Below are 19,768 nucleotides of genomic sequence, written 5' to 3'. Positions count from 1 at the left end.
GAACGACGCCGTCTCCGAAGTGAACCGGTCACCCGTCAGCTGCATCCCATCACCGGAATCACCAGCGAACCGGATGATCACCCGATCCAACCGCCGGATCTCCTTGTCGGGTTTGCGCTGTTCACCGAGGAGTGCGTGGTCGGCAGGGCTGCTGCTACTGACCTGGCTGGTCACTGCTGTGAACCTCCTTCGAGGCGGCGGCTCGCGGGCAATCGCCCGCTGGTACCCCGGGCCATGGTACGTGCGAAAGGCCGCCCTTCCTGGGCATATCGCATCGTGGATGCCGTGCTGGGGACAACGCTGCCGCCCGCTCCTCTAGTCCTCGTCGCGCCCGCGTGGACCGGTCGGGCAGCGGTGGTGACGCGTTGTCAAGCGGCACCCGCGCCACCTTGGCCGCCGCGGTCGGAGGCGGTCAGGAGTTGAGGTAGGTCAGCACCGCAAGCACCCTGCGGTGGTCGCCCTCGCTCGGCGTCAGCCCCAGCTTCAGGAAGATGTTGCTGACGTGCTTCTCGACCGCGCCGTCGGATATGACGAGCTGCCTGGCGACCGCCGAGTTCGTCCGGCCCTCCGCCATCAGCCCCAGCACCTCGCGCTCCCGGGGCGTCAGCGCGGCCAGCACGTCCTGCTTGCGGCTGCGGCCCAGCAACTGGGCGACCACCTCGGGGTCCAGCGCCGTGCCGCCCTGGGCGACCCGGACCACCGCGTCCACGAACTCCCTGACCTCGGCCACCCGGTCCTTCAGCAGGTAGCCCACGCCCCGGGTGGAACCGGCCAGCAGCTCCGTCGCGTACTGCTCCTCCACGTACTGCGAGAGCACCAGGACGCCCAGGCCGGGGTACTCCTTGCGCAGCCGGACCGCCGCCCGCACGCCCTCGTCGGTGTGCGTCGGAGGCATCCGCACGTCCGCCACCACCACGTCCGGCGGAGCGTCCCCGTCCGCCAGCTCGCCGATGACCTTGATCAGGGCCTCCGCGTCCCCGACGCCCGCCACCACGTCGTGTCCCCGGTCGGTCAGCAGCCGGGTCAGGCCCTCCCGGAGCAGCACCGAGTCCTCGGCGATGACCACCCGCACCCTGTCGTCCACGATCCGTGTCCCCCATGTCCTGCCTCGGCGTCCCCACCTCGGCGTTCCTCCCGCGCCGGTCCGTCGCGAGTGATCCCAGCATCGCAGCAAACGCGGGACCGCGCCGGGCCTGTGGAAAACCTTCGCCGGGGCCTGTGGACAACCGAGGGGGACAAGGGGGATGGGGGACGCGGAGCACCCGGCTTTCGGGCCCGCCGCGCCCGCCGGAGGGTTCAGGCACGGACTCCGCCGCGTACCGGACGGCTCGGGCAGGGCCCCTGCCGCGGCCGCCGGACGGCTCAGGCACGGAACCCGCCGCGCCCGCCGGGGAGGGGCCGTGCCTACGACCGCCAGGGCAGTTCCGCCGTGATGCGGGTCGGGCCGCCCGCGGGGGAGTCGATGACGAGGATGCCGTCGACCGCGTCGAGCCGTTCGGCCAGGCCCGCCAGGCCCGAGCCCGCGTCGGCCGAGGCGCCGCCGCGCCCGTTGTCGCCGACCTGGAGCAGCATGCGGTCCTCGGCCCGCCAGACGTCCACCGTGGCGCGTCCGGCACCGCTGTGCTTGCTGACGTTGGCCAGCAGCTCGGAGACGGTGAAGTAGGCGATGCCCTCGATCGCGGGCACCGGCCGCGACGGGAGGTCCACGGTGACCGAGACCGGGACCGTGCATCGGGTCGCCACCGCCGACAGCGCCGGGCCCAGGCCGCGGTCGGTGAGGATCGCGGGGTGGATGCCGCGGGCCAGGTCGCGCAACTCCTGGAGGGCCGTCTTCACCTCGCCGTGCGCCTCGCCCACCATCCGGGCGGCCTCCTCGGGGTCCTCGGCCAGCTTCTCCTTGGCGAGGCCGAGGTCCATGGCGAGGGCGACGAGGCGGGCCTGGGCGCCGTCGTGCAGGTCGCGCTCGATGCGGCGCAGGTCGGCGGCGGCGGTGTCGACCACCGTGCCGCGGTCCGACTCCAGTTCGTGCACCCGGCTGGCCAGCCGGGACGGCCCGAGCAGTCCGAAGACCAGGAGCCGGTCCACGTACGCCAGACCGCGCACCAGCCAGGGCGCCAGCAGCGTCAGCAGCAGCCCGGTGCCCGCGGTCGCCGTGATCTCCAGCGGCGAGCTGAGGTACCACGTGGTGTTCCCGTCGGAGAACAGCTGCAGCCCGGGCTGGTGCACGTACCGGGGGAAGACCCACTGCCACAGCGGGTAGGTCAGCATCGCCCAGCCGTACGCCCAGAAGGTGATCGAGACGACGAAAGCGAAGATCGCCCACGGCATGTGCACCAGCGCGTAGAGGGCGTGCCGCCACGAGACGCCGGACCTGAGCATGGCGCCCACCCGGGCCATGAAGCCCGCGCCGGGCCGTCCGGCCGGCTCCGGGTCGTCCACCTCCAGCCGCAGCAGCGCGCGGGCCCGGTTCCGTTCCATCGCGCCCAGCGCACGGCATCCCGCCAGCGCGGCGGCCAGCACCGGCACGCCGAGGAAGGTCACCAGCAGCCCGGCACCGGCGGAGAGCATGGCCACGACGAACGCGAAACCGGCGACCGAGATCGGCAGGCTGAGCAGCAGGTAGAGGAACTCGCGCCAGGTACGGGCCTCCAGCGGGGCCCGCAGCACCGCGGGCACCCGCCGCCCGCGCTCATGGTCCGGATATGCGATCGCCATGGTCCGTCCGTCCTTACGTCTGTCCTGTCCGCGCCGCGGTGCCGTCACCGTCGTCGTGCTTCCAGCGTCGCGGAGGCGGGAGCGCGATCCCATGGTGTGCGTCGGCGTCTTCGAGCGGGGGATATCCCCACCCGGGCGGCCCGGTCGCTGCCCAGTTCCCCCGTGCGGCGTGCGTCTACGTGCGGGCGGTCGGGCGCACGCCTACGTGCCCGCGCCTGGCCGCCCGTATCCGCTCGCTTACGTCCATCGGCACCGCCTACCGACCCACGCCTACCTGCTGCCGGCCGGCCTCGCGGTCGCGCCACGGCAGCTCCGCGGTGACGACCGTGGGGCCGCCCGTGGGGGAGTCGACGACGAGGACGCCGTCGACCGCGTCGAGCCGTTCGGCCAGGCCCGCCAGGCCCGAGCCGGCGTCCGCCGAGGCGCCGCCCCGGCCGTCGTCGCGCACCTGGATCATCAGCCGTGCGTCGGCCCGCCACACGTCCACCGACGCCGTACGGGCGCCGCTGTGCTTGCTGACGTTGGTCAGCAGTTCGGACGCGGTGAAGTAGGCGATCCCCTCGATCGCGGGGGCCGGGCGGGCCGGCAGGTCGGTGACGACCCGCACCGGGACCGTGCAGCGCGCGGCCACCGACGACAGCGCCGCGTCCAGGCCGCGGTCGGTGAGCACCGCGGGGTGGATGCCGCGCGCGAGGTCCCGCAGCTCCTGGAGGGCGAGCTTGACCTCGCCGTGCGCCTCGTCCACCATCCGCGCCACCTCCTCGTCGGCGCGGCCCTCGGCCAGCTTCTCCTTGGCGAGGCCGAGGTCCATGGCGAGGGCGACGAGGCGGGCCTGGGCGCCGTCGTGCAGGTCGCGCTCGATGCGGCGCAGGTCGGCGGCGGCGGTGTCGACCACCGTGCCGCGGTCCGACTCCAGTTCCGCGATCCGCCGTTCCAGCTCGTCGGAGGGCGACAGCAGGGCGCGGGCCATCGCCCGGTCGGCGTTGGCCAGCCCCCGCGCGACCCATGGCAGCACCGGCCAGCCGACGATGACCAGGGTGAGGGTCAGGACGAACGTGAGGACGCCCCACGGCAGCCGGATCACGAAGTACAGCGCGTGCCGCCAGGCCACCGGGTCCTTGATCGACGACCACAGCCAGCCGAAGAACCCCAGCCGCCCGGCCCGCAGCGGCCTCGGCTCGTCGACGCGCAGGCCCAGCAGCCCGCGCACCCGGCCCCGTTCCAGCCGTCCCAGCCCCCGGCACCCGGCGAGCCCGCCCGCCAGCAGCGGCAGCCCGACGACCGTCACCGACAGCCCGGCGCCCAGCGACAGCAGCACCACCACGTAGATGAAGCCGAAAAGGTCCACGGGGAAATTCAGCAGTAGGTGCGCGACTTCCTTCCACGTCGCGGCGCTGAACGTCCGTGCGGGCGGCAACGCCGCGTCCTCGTCACCGGAGCGGCCGGACGGACCAAGGACGGACGAGCCGGTGCCGGACGGGCCTGCGGCATCGAAGGCGCCGGTCGCGCCGGACGCGCCGGAGCGGTCGGCGGAGCCGGCGGGGGTGGACGGGGTGTTCATGGGCCCAGCCTGCCCGGACGCGGGGCCCCGGCGCCATGGGGAGCGTGGGGTGAGACGGGTGGGGTTTTCCCTACCGGCGGCCGCCCGCGCTTCCCCTCGTCCTCGCTCCCGTAAGGCAGGCTCTAGACTCCCGTGCGTACAGATCGTCTAAAGATTCGCCCAGGTGGCTGGACGGAGACTGGGCGGACCCGACCGTGACCGGTGGGGTCCCGACCGTGACGGATGAGGGGTGGACGTGCCGGAGTCGACCGTGGCGGCCGCGCGCGCCGAGAGCTACTTCGCCGAGAGCTACTTCCACACCTACTCGGTGGTGGGTCTGGTGGCGGTGGTCGGCGTGCTCTTCGTCGCCGTCGCCTTCGCGGCCGGTCACCTGCTGCGGCCGGTGGCCCCCACCCGCGAGAAGATGCTCACGTACGAATGCGGCGTCGACCCGGTGGGTGAAGGCTGGGCGCAGACCCAGATCCGCTACTACGTCTACGCGTTCCTCTACGTGATCTTCGCGGTGGACGCGATCTACCTGTTCCCCTGGGCCACGGTCTTCGCCGCGCCGGGATTCGGCGGCACGACCCTCGTCGAGATGTTCGTCTTCATCGGCTTCCTCGCCGTCGGCCTGCTGTACGCATGGAAGAAGGGCGTCCTGGAATGGACGTGAACCAGGACCGCGCGTCCACCTCCGCACCCGCCCCGGGCGCTCCGGAGAGGGCCCCGGGCGCCGGGGCGACCCCGGTGTACCTGCCCGAGCCCAAACGCCTGGGCACGCTGGCCCGGCTCGCCCCGGAGCCGATGAAGGTGGTCCTCAACTGGGGCCGCCGCTACAGCCTGTGGGTCTTCAACTTCGGCCTCGCCTGCTGTGCGATCGAGTTCATCGCCGCGTCGATGGCCCGGCACGACTTCATCCGGCTCGGCGTGATCCCCTTCGCGCCCGGCCCCCGGCAGGCCGACCTGATGATCGTCTCGGGCACCGTCACCGACAAGATGGCCCCGGCCGTCAAGCGGCTGTACGAGCAGATGCCCGAGCCGAAGTACGTGATCTCGTTCGGCGCGTGCAGCAACTGCGGCGGTCCCTACTGGGACTCCTACGCGGTCACCAAGGGTGTCGACCAGATCATCCCGGTCGACGTCTACGTGCCCGGCTGCCCGCCCAGGCCCGAGGCGCTGCTCCAGGGCATCCTCAAGCTCCAGGAGAAGATCGCCCGGGAGTCGCTGGGCGAGCGGTACGGTGCCCCTCGCGCCGCGGACGCCGGGACCCGCCCGTCCGCCGCCGCGCTCGGCAGCGGCCTGGTCGCCGCGCCGCCCACGCCGGGGGAGGAGCAGCGGTGAACGGCTTCGACCGGCTTGCGGACGCCGCCCCCGAGGTCTTCGGCGAAGGCGCCACGGCCGAGGAGGCGTACGGCCTGCTCACCGTGGACGTGCCCGCCGCGTCCTGGATCACGGCCCTCCAGGCCGCGCGCGACGCGTTGGGCTGCACCTACTTCGACTGGCTGAGCGCGGTCGACGAACCCGGCACGGGCTTCCGCGTCTGCGCCCACCTGGCCGCCCTGCCGTCGGCGGGCACACCGCTGCGGCGCCTGGTGCTGCGCACCACCGTCCCGCACGACGCACCGGAACTGCCGACGGCAACCGGCGTCTACGCGGGCGCGGGCTGGCACGAGCGCGAGACGTACGAGATGTTCGGCGTCGCCTTCACCGGCCACCCGCACCTCGTCCCACTGCTGCTCCCGGAGGACTTCGAGGGCCATCCGCTGCGCAAGGACTTCGTGCTGGCCGCCCGGGTCGCCAAGGCGTGGCCCGGCGCCAAGGAGCCGGGGGAGTCCGACCACGGTGGCCCCAAGCGCCGCCAGATGCTGCCGCCGGGCGTCCCCGACCCCAACGAGTGGGGACCGCTCAAGGGACAGCTCCCGCCCGCGCCCGCCCGCCCGGCCCGCGGCGCCCGCGCGGCGGCACCCGGCGAGCGTCCGGCCCGCCGCACCCGCAGCGTCAGCCAGGGCTCCGCGAGCCAGCAGGCGGCAGCAGGCGGCGAGGCCACGCCCGAGGCGGAGTCCGCGCCGACCGCGCGCCCGGCCTCGCGCAAGCGCCCCTCCGACGCCCCCTGGGCCAAGCCCCGCGAAGGCGACGCCCCCGCCGGCCCGGAGCCCGCCGCCCCGGAACAGGAAGCGAAGCCGGAGCCGCCGTCGGGTGAGCAGCCGGCGCCCAGGACCGGGGAACCGTCGCCCGAGCAGCCGAAGGCACCCGGCGCCGGGGACACCGCGCCCGAGACCGCAGAGGGAGGCGAAGCCTGATGGACAGCACGCTCGACGTCGTCCTGCGGCTGGTCGCCGTCCTCGTCGTCTTCCTCGTCCTGCCGCTGGTCGTCGGCCAGACCGAGCACAAGGTGATGGCCCACATGCAGGGCCGCCTCGGTCCGATGTACGCGGGCGGCTTCCACGGCTGGGCGCAGCTCGTCGCGGACGGCGTGAAGTTCGCGCAGAAGGAGGACGTCGTCCCGGCCGACGCCGACCGCCGCGTCTTCCAGCTCGCCCCCGCCGTCGCCCTGCTCCCGTACCTGCTCGTGCTGATCGCGATTCCGGTGGGTCCGCACGGCTTCGTCGGCGAGGCGGTCGACGCCGGGCTGTTCTTCGTGCTCGCCGTGATGGGCGTCGGCGTACTCGGCTCGCTGATGGCGGGCTGGGCGTCGGCGAACAAGTTCTCGCTGCTCGGCGGTGTGCGCACGGCCGCGCAGCTGATGGCGTACGAACTGCCGATGCTGCTCACCGCAGCCTCGGTCGCGATGGCCGCGGGCACCGTCTCGCTGCCCGGCATCCTGGCCGCCTTCCACTGGTGGTGGATCCCCTGGCAGATCGTCGGCGGGCTGGTCTTCTTCACCGCGGGCCTCGCCGAGCTGCAACGGCCGCCGTTCGACATGCCGGTGGCCGACTCAGAGATCATCTTCGGCGCCTACACCGAGTACACCGGGCTGCGCTTCGCTCTGTTCCTGCTCGCCGAGTACGCGGGCATCGTCGTGCTGTGCGCGCTGACGGCCGTGCTCTTCCTGGGCGGCTGGCACGGACCGATGTCCGGCAGCCTCGGCTGGCTGTGGACGCTGGTGAAGACCGGCCTGCTGGCGTTCGTCGTGATCTGGCTGCGGGTCAGTTATCCGCGGTTGCGCGAGGACCAGTTGCAGAAACTCGCCTGGACGGTCCTGATCCCGCTCTCCCTCGCGCAGATCGCGCTCACCGGCGTCGTCAAGGTGGTGATCTCATGAGCCCGGTCCCCGGCCGTGGTCTGGCCAAGGGTCTCGCCGTCACCCTGCGCACGATGACCCGGCGCTCGGTCACCGCGCAGTACCCGGACGCGCAGCCCGAACTGCCACCGCGCACCCGTGGCGTGATCGGCCTGTTCGAGGAGAACTGCACGGTCTGCATGCTCTGCGCCCGCGAGTGCCCCGACTGGTGCATCTACATCGACTCCCACAAGGAGACGGTGCCGCCCGCCGCGCCCGGCGGACGCGAGCGCAGCCGCAACGTCCTCGACCGCTTCGCCATCGACTTCGCGCTGTGCATGTACTGCGGCATCTGCATCGAGGTGTGCCCCTTCGACGCGCTGTTCTGGTCGCCGGAGTTCGAGTACGCGGAGACCGACATCCACGAACTGACCCACGAGCGCGACAAGCTGCGCGAGTGGATGTGGACCGTCCCCGCGCCGCCCGCGCTGGACCCGGCGGCGGAGGAGCCCAAGGAGGTCGCCGCGGCCCGCAAGACCGCCGACAAGCTGGCCGCGGAACAGGCAGCGCAGGCCGAGCAGGCCCCGCAGGCCGAGCGCCCGCAGGCCGAACCCCCGCAGGAGGGCGACGCGTGAACCTCGCCGCCGCGCATCCCGGCTTCCTGTCCCCGACCGGGGTCGAGGTCGCCTTCGTCCTGGTCGGGCTCGCCACCCTCGGCGCAGCCCTGCTCACCGTGACGACCCGCCAACTGGTGCACGCCGCCCTGTGGCTGGTCGTCGCGCTCGGCGGACTCGCCGTGGAGTACCTCCTGCTCACCGCGGAGTTCATCGCGTGGGTGCAGGTGCTGATCTACGTCGGTTCCGTGGTCGTCCTCCTGTTGTTCGGGCTGATGCTCACCAAGGCGCCCATCGGCCGCTCCCCGGACGCCGACTCGGGCAACCGCTGGGTGGCCCTCGCGGTGGCCGTCGCCGCGGCCGGAACCCTGGTCTGGGTGGTCGTGGACGCGTTCCGCACCACCTGGATCGACCTGGGCGGTCCGGCCCAGGGCTCCACCGAGGTCACCGGCGCGATCCTCTTCCGGCACTGGGTGCTGCCGTTCGAAGCGCTGTCGGTGCTCCTGCTCGCCGCGCTGGTCGGCGCGATCGTCCTGTCCAAGCGCACCGGCCGGGAGCGCTGATGCACCTCGCCTATCCAGCCGTCCTCGCGGTCCTCCTGTTCTGCGTCGGCCTGTACGGCGTCCTCGCCAGGCGCAACGCGATCCTGGTGCTGATGTCCGTCGAGCTGATGCTCAACGCCGTCAACCTCAACCTCGTCGCGTTCGACGTCTGGCTCCGCGACACCCTGCACGCGGGCCAGGCGCTCACGCTCTTCACCATCACCATCGCCGCCGCCGAGATCGGCATCGGGCTGGCGATCGTGCTGCTCGTCCACCGCAACCGCGGGACCTCGGACGTGGACCAGCTCACCGACCTCGCCGACACCGGCACCGAACCCGGGCCCGTCCACTTCGGCGGCCCTGGCTCCGCCAGCATCGCACCGGCCACTGACAATCCCGACGAAACCGCCGCCGACCAGGCACTTCCCGCCAGGGGGCAGACCGCGTGACCCTGACGACCCTCGCCGTCCTCGTCCCCCTGCTGCCCTTCCTCGGCGCTGTCGCGGGCCTCCTGCTGGGCCGGATCGCGCCCGGCTTCGTCCGGCCGCTCGCCGTGCTGCCGACGCTCGTCGCGTTCGCCCTCGCGGTGACCGTCGCCGTCCGGCAGGGCACCGGCCCGGCCACCGACGCCGGCACCCGGCTGACCCCGACCGGCTCGGTCCCCGTCGACCTCGCCGTCCACCTCGACGGCTTCTCGGTGCTGATCGCCGTCCTGGTCGCGCTGGTCGCCTCCTGCGTGCAGATCTACTCCACCGGCTACCTGCGCGACGACCCGCGCTATCCCTCCTACGCCGCCCTGGTCTCGCTGTTCACCGCCGCCATGCTGCTGGTCGTCTACTCCGGCGACCTGATGGTGCTGCTGGTCGGGTGGGAGGTCATGGGCATCTGCTCGTACTTCCTGGTCGGCCACTACTGGGAGACGCCGGAGGCGCGGGCCGCCTCGCTGAAGGCGTTCCTGGTGACCAAGCTCGGCGACGTGCCGTTCCTCATCGGCATCTTCGCGCTGGGCGCCGACGCCGGGACGTTCCGCATCAACGGCGTACTGACCGCCGCCGCCTCGGGCCAGCTGCACCACCCCACCCTCATCGCGCTGCTGCTGCTCGGCGGCGTCGCGGGCAAGTCGGCGCAGTTCCCGCTGCACACCTGGCTGCCCGACGCGATGGCGGGCCCCACCCCGGTCTCCGCGCTGATCCACGCGGCCACCATGGTCGCGGCCGGCATCTACTTCGTCGCCCGGCTGCTGCCGGTCTTGGAACTGTCGGCCGCCGCGCTGGCCGTGCTCGCCGCGATGGCCGCCGTGACGATGATCGGATCGGCCCTGGCGGCCCTCGCGCAGGACGACATCAAGCGGGTGCTCGCGTACTCCACGATCGGCCAGCTCGGCTACATGGCGGGCGCCCTCGCCGTCGGCAACCGCTCCGCTGCCGTCTTCCACCTGCTCACCCACGGCGCGTTCAAGGCGCTGCTGTTCCTCGCCGCGGGCGTGGTCATCCACGCGGCGGGCACCAACTCGCTGGCCACCATGTCCCGCATGCGGGACCTGCGCTCCCGGGTGCCGGACGCCATGTGGACGATGGCCATCGCGCTGGCCGCCCTCGCAGCGCTGCCGCCGTTCTCCGGCTTCTTCTCCAAGGAGTCGGTGCTGCGTGCCGCCGAGTACGCGGCCGAGGGCCACCAGGCGCACGTGCCGTCGGCGGTGGGCTGGACGGTGCTGGTCGCCGGACTGCTCACCGCGCTGCTGACCGCCGCCTACGCGACGCGGCTGTTCCTGCTCTGTTTCCGGGGCAGCGGTGGTGAGGCACCCGCCGCGCACCGCACGCCGGTGGTGATGAACGCCGTCCTGTGGGTGCTGGCGATCCCGGCGCTCGCGCTCGGCGTGACCGCGGGCAAGCTGCCGCAGTGGTTCGACGGCACCTCACTGGCGCCGACCCTCGCCACCTCCGTGCTCGGCGTCGGCCTCGCCCTGGTCGGCGTACTGATCACGTACGCCGCCTGGCGCCACACCGAGACGCGCGCCAACCGGGTGCCGATCGGCGCGGTCGTCGCCCCCGACAGCGTCGAGCCCGCCGCCACCGAGGCCGCCGCGATCGCCGCGCACCCCCAGGTCTACGGCGACATCGCCGGCGCGCCCGACCCCGCCGACCCCGGCCGCCTGCTGCTCGGGCCGCTGCACCGCCACGCCGTGCACGGCTTCGGCCTCGACGTGCTCTACAGCAGGGCGTTCGTCCGCCCGGTGCTGGCTGCCGCGAGCCTGGTGCGGTTCCTGGACCGCGAGGTCGTCGAGACCTACGTGCGCACCGCGGGCGGCATCCCCCGGCTGCTGGGCCTGCTGGTGCGCCGCGCCCAGACCGGCAACGTGCAGACCTACCTCAGCGTGCTGCTCGGCGGCTCGGTGGTCCTGGCCGTCCTCGCCGTCCTCGTCGCCAGCGGAGCGTGAGCCGTGAACCACACCGTCCTTCAGGTCCTGCTCCTGGCCGTCGTCGTCCTGCCGCTGCTCGGCGCCCTCGGCGCGCTGCTGCCCGCGCCCCCCGGACTCAAGGGGCGCGACCCGGGCCAGGCCGTGCTGCGCCACGGAGTCTCGGTGACCGGCGCCGTCCTCGCGCTGTCGATCGCGCTGGCCGTCGGGTTCGACCGCTCCCAGCCGTCCCGCATGCAGGGCACCACCGACGTCAGCTGGATCCCGGCCCTGCACATCCGCCTCCACCTCGGCGTGGACGGCGTGTCGCTGCCGCTGATCGTGCTGACCGCGCTGCTCACCTTCCTGTGCGCACTGCACGCGTACTCCAAGATGCCGGAAGGGCCGACGCCCAAGGCGTTCGTCGCGCTGATCCTGCTGCTCGAAGGCGGCACGCTCGCCTCGTTCGCCGTGCTGGACCTGATCCTGTTCTTCCTGGCGTTCGAGATGGTGCTCATCCCGATGTACTTCCTCATCGGACGCTGGGGCGGCGAGGGGAGGGAACGCGCCGCCTTCCGCTTCATCCTCTACACGCTGCTCGGCTCCGTCGTCATGCTGCTCGGCCTCCTGCTGATCGGGTTCAAGGCGGGCACCTTCGACATGGTGGCACTCGCCACCGACAAGGGCTCGGGCCTCAGCCACAGCACGCAGATCGTCGCCGCCCTCGCCATCGGCCTGGGCCTGGCGGTCAAGGCCCCGATGTGGCCGCTGCACAGCTGGCTGCCGGACGCCCACACCGCGGCGCCCACCACCGGATCGGTCCTGCTCGCCGGTGTCCTGCTGAAAATGGGCACCTACGGCTTCGTCCGCATCGTGCTGCCGATCACCCCCTACGGCGCGCACACCTTCGCGCCGTATCTGGCGGCTTTCGCGGTCGTCGGCATCCTCTACGGATCGCTCGCCTGCCTCGCACTCGCCCGCCAGGGCGCCGGGGGCGACCTCAAGCGGCTCATCGCGTACTCCTCGGTCGGCCACATGGGCTTCGTGCTGCTCGGGATCGCCACCCTCACCCCGACCGGCGTCAACGGCGCCCTGTTCGCCAACGTCGCCCACGGCCTCATCACCGGCCTGCTGTTCTTCCTGGTCGGCGCGGTCAAGGAGCGCTACGGCACGACCGACCTTGACCGGCTCTCCGGGACCACCGGCGCCGCGCTGTACGGAGCCGCACCGCGCCTGGGCGGACTGCTGGCGTTCGGCGCGGTCGCCTCGCTGGGACTGCCGGGGCTGGCCGGGTTCTGGGGCGAGATGCTGTCGATGTTCGGCGCCTTCCGGCCCGCCGCCGGGCTCGATCGCGGCGCGTATCTGACGTATATGACGCTCGCCGCCTTCGGCACGCTGCTGACCGCCGGGTATCTGCTCGTCGTCGTGCGACGCGTGTGCATGGGCGAACGGGACGCCGAGGCCAGGGTGCTCGCCGACGTGCGCGGTTACGAGTTCGCCGCCTGGACGCCGCTGGTCGCCCTCACCGTCCTGGCCGGGCTGTGGCCCGCCGCCCTGCTGGGGCTGACCAACCCGGCCGTACGCACCCTCCTCGGAGGCAGCTGATGACCGAACTCGCCTCCGGCGTGGTGCAGTCCGTCGACTGGCTCGCCGTCGCACCGCCCGCGATCACCGCGATCGTCGCGCTGGCCGTCCTGGTCGCCGACCTCTTCGTGCCCGCCGCGCGCAAGCCCGCGCTCGGCTGGGCGTCGGCCGGCGGCCTGGTGCTCGCCCTGCTGTCGCTGCTGCCGCTGACCAACGGCGACCGGTCCACGTTCTGCGTCGTGGGCCGCGCGGGCCAGTGCAGCTACGTGGCCGACCACTTCACGCTCACCGTGCAGCTGCTGGTGCTCGGCGGCGCCCTGCTGACCGCGTTGCTGTCGCTGCACAACGCGGACGACCTGCCGCCCGGCGAGTTCTGGTTCCTGCTGCTGTCGTCCGCCGCCGGCGCCGCGCTGCTGCCCGCCTCCCGGGACCTGGCCACCCTCGTCGTCGCTCTGGAGGTCACCTCCCTGCCGTCGTTCGCCCTGGTCGGGCTGCGGCGCGGCGACCGGATGTCCGGTGAGGCGGCGCTGAAGTTCTTCCTGTCCTCCGTGACGGCGACCGCGGTCACGCTGCTCGGCGTCAGCTTCGTGTACGCGGCTACCGGCTCGCTGCACCTGAACGCCGTCGCCGCGGGCCTCGCGCACGGCACCGGGCAGCTGACGGTGCTGGCGCGGACCGGTGTGGTCCTCACCCTGGTCGGCTTCGCCTTCAAGCTGGCCGTCGCGCCCTTCCACTTCTGGGTGCCGGACACCTACGCGGGCGCGCCGCTGCCGGTCGCCGCCTACCTGTCGGTGGTCGGCAAGGCCGCCGGGTTCTCCGGGCTCATCCTGGTGTCGGTGATCGCGTTCCGCCCGTACGCGGACGTGTGGGGGCCCGCGGTAGCCGTGCTCGCGGCGCTCACCATGACCGTCGGCAACGTCGCCGCCCTGCGCCAGCGCACCGGCCACCCGCGCAGCGCGGTGCGGCTGCTGGCCTGGTCGTCGATCGGGCAGGCGGGCTACCTGCTGGTGCCGCTGGCCGCCGCCGGATACGCGGCCGACCCCGCGCACGAGGTCGGCACCACGGTCGCGTACGCGCTGATGTACGCGGTGGTCAACCTCGGCGCGTTCGCCGTGGTCGCCCTGGTCGCCGGGGCGCGGCGGATCGAGGACTTCCGGGGGCTGTACGCGACGCGGCCCGCGGCGGCGCTCGCACTGGCGTTCTTCCTGCTGTGCCTGGCGGGTCTGCCGCCCGGCGTGATCGGGCTGTTCGCCAAGGTGGCGGTCTTCTCCACGGCGGTGGACGCGGGCCTGGGCTGGCTGGCGGTCGTCATGGCCGTCAACGTCGTGATCGCCCTGTACTACTACCTGCGCTGGACCGCGCTGCTGTTCGCGCGGCCCGCCACCCGGACGGCGGATTCCGGTGCGGCGGGCGTCGGGGGCGCGGCGGGCGTCGAGGGTGGCGCAGGTGTCCAGGGCGCAGCGGGCGGGACCGGCGGGCCCGGCGCTTCAGACGTGTCCGGTGCGTCCGGGGCCGTCGCCGTGCCGCAGGCGGCGGGCCGGGTGCCCGTCTCCCTGGCGGCCGCGATCGCGCTGGCCGCCCTCGTCGCCATCGCCCTGTCGGGCGCGCCGCAGCTCGTCCTGCGCTTCGCCTCCGGCAGCCTCTTCTGACCCCTCCGTCCGGCCGGGCCCCCTGCGCGTGAGACGGATCCCGGCCGCCGGTCCGGCGCGCCCGGCCCCCTCCCGCCCCGTGACCGGGCGGCCACGGGGCGGGAACCCCAGCCCTCCGCGTGGCGTTGACCAGTACAGGAGGGTCCACTGGAGGTGGAAGAGGATCCCGCGTACGTCTGGGAGGACGACCGTGCACCGCCGGCACAACGGGCTGAAGACCGCCGTACTGCTCGGAGCGCTGTCCGCGATCATCCTGATCGTCGGCAGCTTCTTCGGCCGTACCGGACTGCTCGTCGCCCTGGTGATCGCGCTCGGCACGAACGCGTACGCGTACTGGAACAGCGACAAGATGGCGCTGCGCGCGATGCGGGCGCGGCCGGTGAGCGAGTTCGAGGCACCGGCGCTCTACCGGATCGTGCGGGAGCTGTCGACCACCGCCCGACAGCCCATGCCCCGGCTCTACATATCGCCGACCGAGGCGCCCAACGCGTTCGCCACCGGCCGCAACCCGCGCAACGCCGCCGTCTGCTGCACCGAAGGCATCCTGCGGATGCTGGACGAACGCGAGCTGCGCGGCGTCCTGGGCCACGAGCTGAGTCACGTCTACAACCGCGACATCCTCATCTCGTCGGTCGCCGGCGCGCTCGCGTCCGTGGTGATGTTCCTCGTCAACTTCGCCTGGCTGATACCGGTCGGCCGCTCCGAGGACGACGAGGGGCCCGGCGTCATCGGGCTGCTGATGATGATGGTGCTCGGGCCGCTGGCCGCCGGGCTGATCCAGCTCGCGGTCAGCCGCTCCCGGGAGTACGAGGCCGACGCCTCCGGCGCCCGGCTGACCGGCGACCCGTTGGCGCTCGCCTCGGCGCTGCGGAAGCTCGACGCGGGCACCCAGCGGCTTCCGCTGCCCCCGGAGCCACGCCTGGAGACGACCAGTCACCTGATGATCGCGAACCCGTTCCGGGCGGCCGACGCCTCGAAGCTGTTCTCCACCCACCCGCCGATGGCGGACCGCATCTCGCGGCTGGAAGAAATGGCAGGTTGGCGACCATGAGGACGATTCTCAACGTCATCTGGCTGGTCCTGTGCGGCCTGTGGATGGCCATCGGGTACGCGGTCGCCGGGATCGTGATGTTCGTGCTGATCGTGACGATCCCGTTCGGCATCGCCGCGTTCCGCATCGCCGGCTACGCGCTGTGGCCGTTCGGCCGCACCACGGTCGAGCGACGCGACGCGGGCGTGGGCTCGCTCATCGGCAACGTGATCTGGGTGGTCCTCGCGGGCCTGTGGCTGGCCATCGGCCACGTCGTCACCGGCATCGCGCTGTGCTGCACGATCATCGGCATCCCGCTGGGCATCGCCAACTTCAAGCTGATCCCGCTGTCCTTGATGCCCCTGGGCCGCGAGATCGTGCCGGCGGACGCCCCGTTCGCGACCCGCTGAGCGGGCGGACGGGGGCGCGACGCGGGCGACGGCTCGGCCGGCGGGTGGCTGAGCGGCCTGCGGTGGCTGAGAGGCCCGTCGCGGCACCAGCGGCTGCCCGGACCAGCGGCGGCACGGGCGGGGCTTCGTGTGCCACCGACCGAGGCGCCGCGCGGCAGGCGGCCTGGCCGCGCGCGGCGGCGCCCGGCGGGGCCGACGCCGCCGGGCGCGCGTGCCGACCGGCGGCGACGGCCGCCTCGCGTCAGCGGTAGTTGACGAACTGGAGGGCGAAGTCGAGGTCCTTGCCCTTCAGCAGCGCCTGCACGGCCTGCAGGTCGTCGCGGCTCTTGGAGCTGACACGCAGTTCCTCGCCCTGGACCTGCGCCTTGACGCCCTTGGGGCCCTCGTCCCGGATGATCTTGGCGACCTTCTTGGCGTTCTCCTGGGAGATGCCCTCCTGGATGGAGGCGAAGATCTTGTACTCCTTGCCGGAGGCCTGTGGCTCGCCCGCGTCCAGGGCCTTCAGCGAGATGCCCCGCTTGACGAGCTTGGTCTCGAAGACGTCGAGGATCGCCTTGACCCGCTCCTCGGAGTTGGCCCGCATCTCGATCTTCTCGCCCGACCACTCGATCGAGGCGCCCACGTTCTTGAAGTCGTAGCGCTGCGCGATCTCCCGCCCCGCCTGGTTGAGGGCGTTGTCGACCTCTTGCCGCTCGACCTTCGAGACGATGTCGAAACTGGAGTCGGCCATGTTCAGTTGGCTCCTTGTGTCAGGTGCGTCGGATGCGTCGCGAATGCGTCGGCGGTGCGGCAGGGCCGCGCGCCCGCAGCCGCAAGCCTAGCCACCGAGGCCCGCCCCGGCGCAGATCAACCGGGTGGCGGACCACCCCCTGGCATCAGGTATCGTTTACGTCGTCGCCACGGAGCGCCGCACTCAGCGGTCCCGGGGTGATTTCCCGGCGGTGTGCCCGAGTGGCCAAAGGGAGCAGACTGTAAATCTGCCGGCTCAGCCTACCCAGGTTCGAACCCTGGCGCCGCCACACGGAAACGAAAGGGCCCGTGACCTGCTGCAACAGCAGGTCACGGGCCCTTCGTCATGCACTCCACTGAACGGCTGACTGTCTCACTCTGTCTCGCGTTCGAACGCTCCGTCTCGGACTGCGTGGACGGGGCGTGGACGGGATTTCGGGCACATCACCCGCCCTGGCCCAGCCGAGCGGAGATCTTGGCGTTCGCAGCCTCGTCCCCATCCTTCAGGAACTTCGCGTACACCCGGAAGAGCACCGCCACGCTGTGGCCGGCGCGCTCCGCCACGAGCTGAGGTTCCACGCCCGAGCTGAGCCACGTGGACACAGCCGCGTGACGCAGGTCATACGGCCGTTTGGCCAGGGTCGATACCTGCTCGGCCGGGCTGAGCGCCCGCGAACGGGCCTCGGCCCAGACCTCTCCGTACCCCGTGTCCTGGATCAGCCCGCCGCGCATCGTCTGGAACACGCGCCCATCGGGCGCTGTCCCGTACGCGGTGAGGTGCCAGCGCAGCAGGGCGACCAGTTCCGGCGGGATCGGCACGCGACGGACCGCCTTACGCGGTCGGTGCTTCAGCCCCTTCCGCTCGTGTGCCTCGCCGCTGTCCGTCCAGGCAGTACCCGAGCGCGGGCGCGTTTCGTGGAGCCTCAGCAGCCCCCAGCCCCGGCGCGGTAGGTCGCAGTCCCCGACGCGCAGTCCGATGACTTCGGCCGGCCGGGCCGCCGCGTAGTACATGCAGCCGAAGAATGCTGCGAGCCGACGCCCCCGCATGCTCTGGTCCCGGACCGCAGCCAGAAGCTTCGCCGCCTGGTCGGGATTCGGCACACAGGCCGGGTCCACCTCCTCTACGACCTGTTCGGGCGCTTTCCATTTGATCCGGTCCAGCGGGTTGTCGCTGAGTAGTTCAGCATCGACCGCGAATTCGAGAGAGTTGTACAGGATTGCTCGCTTGCGGCTGATCGTTCCGGGTGCAGCGGTCTTGCCATCCAATTTCTTGGACAGTGCACTCAGAGCGGATCGGATGACCAAGCGGTCGGAGAGTGCGGACATGGGCAGTGACTTCTTCTTGAACCAGTCCAGCACCTTCGCCGCGTCTGCGGGTGTCTCCTTCTCCCATCGGTTCTTGTTGAAGGCCCAGCTGTAGAGGGCTCGGCGGACGGTGTTCACATCCGGCATGCCCTTGGTGTCTTTCACGAAAGCGGGTGTCACTGTGGCCATTGCCTCGGCCAGGGTCCGCCGCGTGTTGCCAGGGGAGTCATCCCATTTCATTTCGATGTAGTTGCGGGCATGCTCGTACCAAGAGATGTCCTGTTTTTTGTCGACCATGGACTTTGGTAGTCCGCTGTCGATATCGAAGGGCTCACCCTTGCGGGCCGCCGTAATGAGCTGGGCTCGGCGGCTTTCCGCCAGGCCCAGGGTGAGAAATGATTCCGCGTGACCCCGAGTACCCACCTTCCATCGGAGCTGGTAGGGCTTTCGGTAGTCGCGCTTCCGAATAGCCCAGATCTTGACGGTGTAGCTCCAGTCGGTCACGCGGCTTCCAGTTCATCCTTGAAGGCGTCCAGAGTGCTCCGGCGCACGCAGATGCGGCCGGACGGTGTGCGGCGTGCCTCGGGCCCGTAGCCGCGATCGCGCCAGCGGTACCAGGTAGGGCGGCTGATACCGAGTTCTTCGAGAACGTCGCTCAGTGGCAACAGTTCGTCCTTCGGCGCGTGGCGCCGGTGGGTCGGGGTGCTCATGCGAGATCTCCTCAAGAGGGAGAGGGGACCGGTGCCCTCCGGGGCGGGGAGAGCTGGGCTGACATTGCTCTGAGTCGTGACTCATCGCGACTCGGAGCGGGTTGCGAGGGGTCTTGAGTCGCGATGAGTCACGACTCAGGCGAATGTGGTTCGCACGGGTTGAGGGTGATCCCGTTGTAGGTAGCGACCTGTCGGCCGTAGGGGTCGCGGGGCCGGGTGCGGTTGAGCTGGGGGACGACGGACAGCAGGTTGCGGCCGAAGACCTGCTTGGTGCCGATGGCGCGGACACCGTTGTCCTCGGCCCATTCGCGCCAGGCGGCCCACAGGGCATCCACGGGGACGCTGTGCACGGGCCCGGTAGTGCAGCGCTCGCGGACGAACGCGGACGTGGGTGAGGCAGTGTCCTGCATGGTGGTGACCGCTTCTCGGCTGGACGCGGGCTGGCTGATGCGGCCGGTGCACTCCAGGCGGGCGAGTCCTTCTAGGGCCCAGTTGAGGATGCCGGGCATCTCGGTGGTGAGCCGGTCGGTGAGGGTGGGGTCTTCCTTGCCGAGCCAGGAGACGGTCATGTTCAAGACGATGAACCGCTTGGCGATGACGCCGGAGGAATCGCCGAAGTAGGGCAGTTCGTTGGACAGCAGCATCAGCCGGGTGGGCAGCTTGCCGGTCCACGGTTCGCGGTACTTGCGGTCGATGTCGATGGTGTCCTCGCCCGAGATGGTCAGCAGCCGTTCCACGACCTGGCTGTTGTCGTTGCCGGACAGCCGGGCGTCGGAGATGACGGCGAGAGGTTTGCCGATCAGCGTGGACAGGCCGAAGTTGGTGCCGAGTCCGGCGAGGGTGGGGCCGGCGAGGTTGTCGCGGCCCACCAGTTCCTTCAGGACGCGGGCGATGGTGCCCTTGCCGGAGCGGGACGGGCCGACGATCAGCAGGATCTTCTGCTGGTCGGTGCGCCCGGACAGCACGTAGCCGAACCACTCCTGAAGCGCCCGGATGGCGTCCAGGTCGCCCGGCCAGATCTGCGCCAGGAACCCGTCCCAGGCGGGGGCGGTCGCGTCGGGGTCGTAGGCGAAGGGGACGGACACGAGGTTGAAGAACCCCGGCCCGTGCGGCAACAGCGCCCGGTCCCGGATGCGCAGCAGCCCGTTCTGGCAGGCCACGATCGGCCCGCAGTCCACCCCCGTCGTGGCGGGCTGGTCGGTGTCGGTGGTGGTGATCCAGGCGGGTGCGTCCACGTCGGTGGGCAGCAGCACGATGGCGCCGAGGGCGTCGAGCAGGTTGCTGATCTTCTGTTTGGTGGGGGCCCAGTCGCGGATCTCGGTGTT

The 19,768-nt window shown here is 71.8% G+C and carries 19 protein-coding genes and 1 tRNA gene; 13 read left to right on the top strand and 7 right to left on the bottom strand.

Annotated features, from left to right (window positions below; all coding sequences use genetic code 11):
* Nucleotides 1-412 precede the first annotated feature (412 nt).
* From CK485_RS08355 to CK485_RS08345, 3 genes are all read right to left on the bottom strand, one after another.
* Complete coding sequence (locus tag CK485_RS08355) at nucleotides 413-1,072, bottom strand: response regulator transcription factor (protein WP_109448653.1); 660 nt, start codon at nucleotides 1,070-1,072, stop codon at nucleotides 413-415.
* Nucleotides 1,073-1,404: 332 nt separating this feature from the next.
* Nucleotides 1,405-2,715, bottom strand: a complete 1,311-nt coding sequence (locus CK485_RS08350) for a sensor histidine kinase (RefSeq protein ID WP_109448647.1) — start codon at nucleotides 2,713-2,715, stop codon at nucleotides 1,405-1,407.
* Nucleotides 2,716-2,971: 256 nt separating this feature from the next.
* Complete coding sequence (locus tag CK485_RS08345) at nucleotides 2,972-4,276, bottom strand: sensor histidine kinase (protein WP_109448645.1); 1,305 nt, start codon at nucleotides 4,274-4,276, stop codon at nucleotides 2,972-2,974.
* Nucleotides 4,277-4,526: 250 nt separating this feature from the next.
* Between CK485_RS08345 and CK485_RS08340 the strand changes: the two genes are divergently transcribed.
* The 12 genes from CK485_RS08340 (at nucleotide 4,527) to CK485_RS08285 (ending at nucleotide 15,699) form a co-directional block, all read left to right on the top strand.
* Nucleotides 4,527-4,928, top strand: a complete 402-nt coding sequence (locus CK485_RS08340) for an NADH-quinone oxidoreductase subunit A (protein WP_109448651.1) — start codon at nucleotides 4,527-4,529, stop codon at nucleotides 4,926-4,928.
* Nucleotides 4,919-5,596 (top strand): NADH-quinone oxidoreductase subunit B, encoded by a 678-nt coding sequence (locus tag CK485_RS08335; protein ID WP_199239284.1) that lies wholly within the window; start codon nucleotides 4,919-4,921, stop codon nucleotides 5,594-5,596. The genes CK485_RS08340 and CK485_RS08335 overlap by 10 nt, the downstream gene beginning before the upstream one ends.
* Entirely contained in the window at nucleotides 5,593-6,555 is a 963-nt protein-coding gene (locus CK485_RS08330) for an NADH-quinone oxidoreductase subunit C (RefSeq protein ID WP_109448643.1), read from the top strand. The genes CK485_RS08335 and CK485_RS08330 overlap by 4 nt, the downstream gene beginning before the upstream one ends.
* Entirely contained in the window at nucleotides 6,555-7,517 is a 963-nt protein-coding gene (locus tag CK485_RS08325; protein WP_109448641.1) for a complex I subunit 1 family protein, read from the top strand. The genes CK485_RS08330 and CK485_RS08325 overlap by 1 nt, the downstream gene beginning before the upstream one ends.
* Complete coding sequence (locus tag CK485_RS08320) at nucleotides 7,514-8,110, top strand: NADH-quinone oxidoreductase subunit I (RefSeq protein WP_109448639.1); 597 nt, start codon at nucleotides 7,514-7,516, stop codon at nucleotides 8,108-8,110. Before CK485_RS08325 ends, CK485_RS08320 begins: the two co-directional genes overlap by 4 nt.
* Entirely contained in the window at nucleotides 8,107-8,652 is a 546-nt protein-coding gene (locus tag CK485_RS08315) for an NADH-quinone oxidoreductase subunit J (protein WP_109448637.1), read from the top strand. The genes CK485_RS08320 and CK485_RS08315 overlap by 4 nt, the downstream gene beginning before the upstream one ends.
* A complete protein-coding gene (gene nuoK, locus CK485_RS08310; protein ID WP_109448635.1) occupies nucleotides 8,652-9,080 on the top strand; it encodes an NADH-quinone oxidoreductase subunit NuoK in 429 nt (142 codons plus the stop codon). The genes CK485_RS08315 and nuoK overlap by 1 nt, the downstream gene beginning before the upstream one ends.
* On the top strand, nucleotides 9,077-11,068 hold the full coding sequence (locus CK485_RS08305) for an NADH-quinone oxidoreductase subunit L (protein WP_109448633.1): 1,992 nt from the start codon (nucleotides 9,077-9,079) through the stop codon (nucleotides 11,066-11,068). The genes nuoK and CK485_RS08305 overlap by 4 nt, the downstream gene beginning before the upstream one ends.
* Nucleotides 11,069-11,071: 3 nt before the next feature.
* Nucleotides 11,072-12,631 (top strand): NADH-quinone oxidoreductase subunit M, encoded by a 1,560-nt coding sequence (locus CK485_RS08300; protein WP_109448631.1) that lies wholly within the window; start codon nucleotides 11,072-11,074, stop codon nucleotides 12,629-12,631.
* On the top strand, nucleotides 12,631-14,259 hold the full coding sequence (locus CK485_RS08295) for an NADH-quinone oxidoreductase subunit N (RefSeq protein WP_109448629.1): 1,629 nt from the start codon (nucleotides 12,631-12,633) through the stop codon (nucleotides 14,257-14,259). Before CK485_RS08300 ends, CK485_RS08295 begins: the two co-directional genes overlap by 1 nt.
* A 190-nt stretch (nucleotides 14,260-14,449) precedes the next feature.
* Nucleotides 14,450-15,310 carry a zinc metalloprotease HtpX gene (gene htpX / locus CK485_RS08290; RefSeq protein ID WP_109448627.1) on the top strand — a complete coding sequence of 287 codons (861 nt, stop codon included), beginning with the start codon at nucleotides 14,450-14,452 and terminating at the stop codon, nucleotides 15,308-15,310.
* On the top strand, nucleotides 15,307-15,699 hold the full coding sequence (locus tag CK485_RS08285) for a YccF domain-containing protein (protein WP_109448625.1): 393 nt from the start codon (nucleotides 15,307-15,309) through the stop codon (nucleotides 15,697-15,699). The genes htpX and CK485_RS08285 overlap by 4 nt, the downstream gene beginning before the upstream one ends.
* Before the next feature lie 241 nt (nucleotides 15,700-15,940).
* Here the strand turns inward: CK485_RS08285 and CK485_RS08280 are convergent, their stop codons facing one another.
* A complete protein-coding gene (locus CK485_RS08280) occupies nucleotides 15,941-16,429 on the bottom strand; it encodes a YajQ family cyclic di-GMP-binding protein (protein ID WP_109448623.1) in 489 nt (162 codons plus the stop codon).
* Nucleotides 16,430-16,636: 207 nt separating this feature from the next.
* On the opposite strand from CK485_RS08280, the gene CK485_RS08275 reads away from it, so the two are divergent.
* Nucleotides 16,637-16,718, top strand: a tRNA-Tyr gene (locus CK485_RS08275).
* A gap of 154 nt (nucleotides 16,719-16,872) precedes the next feature.
* On the opposite strand, the gene CK485_RS08270 is transcribed toward CK485_RS08275, so the two are convergent.
* The 3 genes from CK485_RS08270 to CK485_RS08260 form a co-directional block, all read right to left on the bottom strand.
* Nucleotides 16,873-18,237: a site-specific integrase gene (locus CK485_RS08270; RefSeq protein ID WP_109448621.1), complete on the bottom strand. Its 1,365-nt coding sequence runs from the start codon at nucleotides 18,235-18,237 to the stop codon at nucleotides 16,873-16,875.
* A complete protein-coding gene (locus CK485_RS08265; RefSeq protein ID WP_109448619.1) occupies nucleotides 18,234-18,443 on the bottom strand; it encodes a helix-turn-helix domain-containing protein in 210 nt (69 codons plus the stop codon). Before CK485_RS08265 ends, CK485_RS08270 begins: the two co-directional genes overlap by 4 nt.
* A 128-nt stretch (nucleotides 18,444-18,571) precedes the next feature.
* On the bottom strand, nucleotides 18,572-19,768 hold a 1,197-nt coding region (locus CK485_RS08260; RefSeq protein ID WP_109448617.1), incomplete at its 5' end, for a DNA primase family protein.

The sequence above is a fragment of the Streptomyces sp. ICBB 8177 genome (assembly GCF_003144095.1).
GTDB lineage: Bacteria > Actinomycetota > Actinomycetes > Streptomycetales > Streptomycetaceae > Streptantibioticus_D.
The sequence above is the reverse complement of the archived record's forward strand: the minus strand, read 5'-3'. Positions and strand labels throughout refer to the sequence as shown.